General features: G+C 54.3%; 6 protein-coding genes. 5 read left to right on the plus strand and 1 reads right to left on the minus strand.

Annotation, left to right across the window (positions count from 1 at the left end; translation table 11 throughout):
• From AC06ND_RS02835 to AC06ND_RS02855, 5 genes are all read left to right on the plus strand, one after another.
• A partial coding sequence (locus tag AC06ND_RS02835) for an ABC transporter ATP-binding protein (RefSeq protein WP_475677483.1) occupies nt 1-978 on the plus strand: 978 nt, incomplete at its 5' end.
• A 2-nt stretch (nt 979-980) separates the two neighbouring features.
• On the plus strand, nt 981-1,751 hold the full coding sequence (locus tag AC06ND_RS02840) for an ABC transporter permease (protein ID WP_475677484.1): 771 nt from the start codon (nt 981-983) through the stop codon (nt 1,749-1,751).
• Nucleotides 1,751-2,560, plus strand: a complete 810-nt coding sequence (locus AC06ND_RS02845; protein WP_475677485.1) for an ABC transporter permease — start codon at nt 1,751-1,753, stop codon at nt 2,558-2,560. The genes AC06ND_RS02840 and AC06ND_RS02845 overlap by 1 nt, the downstream gene beginning before the upstream one ends.
• The gene (locus AC06ND_RS02850) at nt 2,561-3,874 is read left to right on the plus strand and encodes an ABC transporter substrate-binding protein (RefSeq protein ID WP_475677486.1); all 1,314 of its coding nucleotides are present in this window, start codon (nt 2,561-2,563) and stop codon (nt 3,872-3,874) included.
• Nucleotides 3,875-3,888: 14 nt separating this feature from the next.
• The gene (locus tag AC06ND_RS02855; RefSeq protein ID WP_475677487.1) at nt 3,889-4,557 is read left to right on the plus strand and encodes an HD domain-containing protein; all 669 of its coding nucleotides are present in this window, start codon (nt 3,889-3,891) and stop codon (nt 4,555-4,557) included.
• An 83-nt stretch (nt 4,558-4,640) separates the two neighbouring features.
• Here AC06ND_RS02855 and AC06ND_RS02860 read toward each other — a convergent pair whose 3' ends face one another.
• Complete coding sequence (locus AC06ND_RS02860; RefSeq protein ID WP_475677488.1) at nt 4,641-4,790, minus strand: aquaporin; 150 nt, start codon at nt 4,788-4,790, stop codon at nt 4,641-4,643.
• Nucleotides 4,791-4,798 lie beyond the last annotated feature (8 nt).

The raw sequence follows: 4,798 nt of genomic DNA on the forward strand, positions 1-4,798 counted from the left end.
TCCGGCGGCCAGCAGCAGCGTATCGCGATTGCACGTGCGCTCGTGAACCAGCCTAAGGTGCTCCTTCTCGACGAGCCTCTCGCTGCTCTCGATCTCAAGATGAGGAAGGATATGCAGATCGAGCTCAAGGAAATGCACCAGAAGCTCGGAATCACCTTCATCTACGTGACCCATGACCAGGAGGAAGCCCTCACCCTGAGCGACACCATCGTCGTGATGAACGAAGGTAAGATCCAGCAGATCGGAACTCCTACCGATATATATAACGAGCCTAAGAACGAGTTCGTCGCTGACTTCATCGGCGAGAGCAACATACTCAACGCGACCATGATCGAGGACCGCAAGGTAAGCTTCATCGGTCACGAGTTCGAGTGCGTCGACGAGGGCTTCGGCGAGAACGTGCCTGTGGACGTCGTAGTGCGCCCTGAGGACATATATATCATGAAGAAGCTCGATGGCGCGCAGTTCACTGCCGTCGTGAAGTCCTGCATCTTCAAGGGTGTCCATTACGAGATGTTCGTCAATACCGATTCCGGCAACGAGCTCATGATCCAGGACTACAACGGCTTCGAGGTCGGCAGCACGGTGGGCCTTCTCATCCGTCCTGAGGACATCCAGGTCATGAAGAAGCCATGCACCAGGAACGTCTTCGAAGGCGAGATGAAGTCAGCCACCGAGGTAGAGTTCCTCGACGGAGTGTTCGAGTGCAAGGACTGTGGTCTCGAGGCAGGGGACAAGGTGAAGGTGGAGATAGAGTTCTCGAAGATCGACCTTCTCGACATGCAGGAGGACGGAAACGTGTCCGGCTTCGTGTCGTTCATCCTCTACAAGGGTGACCGCTATCACCTCACCGTCACCACAGACGAAGGCTACAAGGTGCTCGTCGACACCACGGACGTCTGGGACAAGCTCGATCTAGTCGGCATCACCGTCAAGCCTGAGGACATCCATATCACCAAACTCGACAAACAGGAATAGGAATGGGCAAGAGATCCACCTGGGCACTCCCGTATTTCATCTTCCTCGTTCTCTTCGTGGTGCTCCCGCTCGTGCTGATTGCGGTGTATGCATTCCAGGACGGGAACGGAGGATTTACGCTGAGGCACCTGACCGCCTTCTTCACGGACCCGAAGTTCGTGAACGCCTTCCTCGTGTCGCTGGAAATCGCCCTTGAAAATACGATTATCTGCATCCTGATCGGCTATCCGGTCGCATACATACTCGCAGACAAGTCCCTCAACCGTTCCGCTGTCACCGCGGTGCTCTTCATCCTTCCGCTGTGGATCAATGCGCTGATGAGGACCATGGCCACAGCCGAGATCTTCAACTGGCTCGGCATCCACCTCGGGAAGGGAACCCTGCTCTTCGGTATGGCTTACGATTACCTTCCGTTCATGATCTATCCTATCTACAACATCCTCGACAGGATGGACCACTCGTATGTCGAGGCGGCACAGGACCTCGGAGCAACTCCTTCACAGGTGTTCCTCAAGGTGACACTTCCGCTCTCGATGCCGGGCGTGCTCAGCGGCGTAATGATGGTGTTCATGCCTACGGTATCCACTTTTGCGGTCTCTGAGATTCTCACCAACAACACTATCCAGCTCTTCGGATCCGTGATCCAGGAACAGTTCTACAATATGATGTGGAACCAGGGTGCGGCACTCGCACTCGTGATGCTCGTCATCATCGGCATCACCACCCTCATCCCGGGTAACAAGAGCGCAGAACAGGAAGGAGGGCTCATCTGATGAACGGAAAGAAGATCATAGCAAAGGCATATCTGTGGTTCATTCTCCTGATCCTCTATGCGCCTATCGTGTTCATTGCGATATTCTCCTTCACCAAGGCAAAGTCGCTCGGAAACTGGACAGGCTTCACCTTCGACCTCTACAGGAATCTCTTCACGGGAGCTGATTCGGCCCAGTCGCTGATCGCGGCGCTCAAGAGCACGCTCATCATCGCGCTCATCGCCTCGGCAGTGTCTACCATCCTCGGAACCCTGGCTGCCATCGGCATCTACAACCTCCGCGGCAGGAAGAAGGCGACCATTCAGTTCCTCAACAACGTTCCTCTCCTCAATCCGGACATCATCACCGGTGTCTCGCTCTTCCTGCTCTTCGTGTTCCTGCACGTGAGCAAGGGCTATGTGACCGTAATTCTCGCTCACATCACCTTCTGTACGCCATACGTCGTCCTGAACGTGCTCCCTAAGCTCTCGCAGATGAACCCGAACATATATGAGGCAGCGCTTGACCTCGGTGCCACTCCGTTCCAGGCCCTTCGCAAGGTGCTGATTCCGGAGCTCCGCCCGGGCATGATCTCCGGTTTCATCATCGCATTCACGATGAGTCTCGACGACTTCGCCGTGACCTTCTTCACAGCAGGAAGTGCGGGCCTCGAGACCCTCTCGACCTATATCTACGCGGATGCACGAAAGGGTGGTCTCACCCCTGAGCTCAAGCCTATGATGACGATCATCTTCCTCATCATCCTCGTGGGGCTCCTCGTGATGAACATGCGCACATACAAGAAATCAAAGCAAAACGAATTAAGATAAATGAAGAAAATTTTCAAGCTTTTCTGCGTAGCGGCAGCTCTCCTCGTAGCCGTTACCGTATCAGCGAAGGACAGGGATGCTGTCCTCAAGGTCTACAACTGGTCGTCTTACATCGATGAGTCCGTGCTTCCTGAGTTCGAGCAGTGGTACTTCGAGCAGACAGGCGAGAAGATCGAGGTTATCTACTCTCTCTTCGACGTGAACGAGGCCATGCTCTCAAAGATCGAGAAGGGTCACGAGGACTACGACGTGGTCTGTCCTTCAGACTATATGATCGAGCGCATGCTCAACAACGGTCTCCTTCTTCCCCTCGACTTCGAGGCTCTCAAGGCTACCAACACCGTGAACTATATCGAGGACACCAGGTCTCCTTATATCAGGGACATCTTCCGCAGCATCAACCCTAGGATCGATGCGAATCTCTATTCTGTCGCCTATATGTGGGGAACCACCGGTATCATCTTCAATACCGACAAGGTGAGCAGGGAAGACGCTTCCACCTGGGACATCATCCGCAACCCTAAGTATGCAGGCCAGATCCTTCTCAAGGACGCTCCGAGGGATGTGTTCGCACCAGTGCTCATCTACCTCCGTCAGGATCAGCTCAAGAGGGGAGAGGTGACTCTCCAGGAGCTCATGTCAGACTCGTCAGACGAGAGCATCGCTGAGGTAGAGGCATACCTCATGGAGTGCAAGAGCGGCGTATGCGGTTTCGAGGCCGACCTCGGAAAGGAGCAGCTCACCAAGGAGCGCGCGCTCATCTCTCTCAACTGGAGCGGTGATGCCGTATGGGCCATCGAAGAGGCTGCGTCTGTGGGCGTGAACCTCGACTATATCGTGCCTGAGGAGGGCTCTACTGTATGGTTCGACGGCTGGGTCATCCCTAAGTATGCAAAGAACATCAAGGCTGCGACCTACTTCATCGATTTCATGTGCCGTCCAGACATCGCAATCCGCTGTATGGAGGAGACTGGATATATCGCTGCAAACGGTGCCATCGAGGTGCTCGAGTCTCAGATCGACGACTCTTATCCAGCAGTCAACCTCTCGTATTTCTTCGGCGAGGATGCCGACAGCGTACATGTCAATCCTGTCCTCTATCCGGACATCACCGTGATCGAACGCTGCGCTCTCGAGCATGACTGGGGTCAGGACACCGAGAAGCTCCTCGCAATGTGGCAGAACGTCAAGGGAAGCCGTGCAGGCCTCATGACCTACATCATCCTTGCACTCGTGCTTGCTGCAGCTGTGGCTTATTTCCTCGTATCTTCACAGAAGAAAAACCGTCGTCGCCGCCCATCACAGCGTCGCTAAATCCAGACAGAGAGATGAGCGTAGTAACATTCAAGGACATTCACGAATCCGAAGAGATTCTGAACTATATCCAGGCTGCGGACAAGTGTCTCGAGAGCCTCGGATATACTGAGCACAACCTTCCACATGTGTCTAAGGTATCCAAGGTGGCCGGAGACCTTCTCTTCGACCTCGGATATTCTCCACGTCTGGTCGAACTTACCAGGATTGCAGGTCTGATGCATGACATCGGCAATTCCGTGAACCGCATCGACCATGCGCAGTCAGGAGCCATGATGAGCTTCTATATCCTCAATAAGATGGGAATGCCTAGCGACGAGATCGCGATCATCGTATCCGCGATAGGAAACCATGACGAGTCCACAGCCTTCCCGGTGAATCCGGTCGCTGCCGCCCTCATCATCGCAGACAAGTGTGACGTCCGTCGCTCACGCGTCCGTCCCGGCAACACGGGTCCGGACATGGACATGCATGACAGGGTGAACTACTCTGTGATCCAGAGCGGGACACGACTGGACAAGGAGAACCACCAGTTCATTCTTGAGGTCAACGCAGACACCGGAATCAGCCCTGTGGTGGATTTCTTCAAGGCTTTCCTCTCTCGCATCGAGCTATGCTACAAGGCTGCGAGCGTTCTTGGTCTAAGGTTCCGTCTCTTCATCAACGGCGCCGAGATCTGCTGATAATCTCTGCTTGGAATTGTATAAACAAAATAAGGTCGGTCCCTGGGGGCCGACCTTATTTGTCGTTATGGTCTGTTCAAGAATTACTTCTTGCAGCAATCACATGCAAGACCCTTCCAGGTGCAAGCTGCGAGAGCACCACCAGCAAGAGGAGCGAGGATGAATACCCAAACATCCTTGAGTGCGTCACCACCGACGAAGAGAGCAGGACCGAAGCTGCGTGCTGGGTTCACTGAAGTAC

It is taken from the genome of Candidatus Cryptobacteroides sp. (assembly GCF_056207615.1).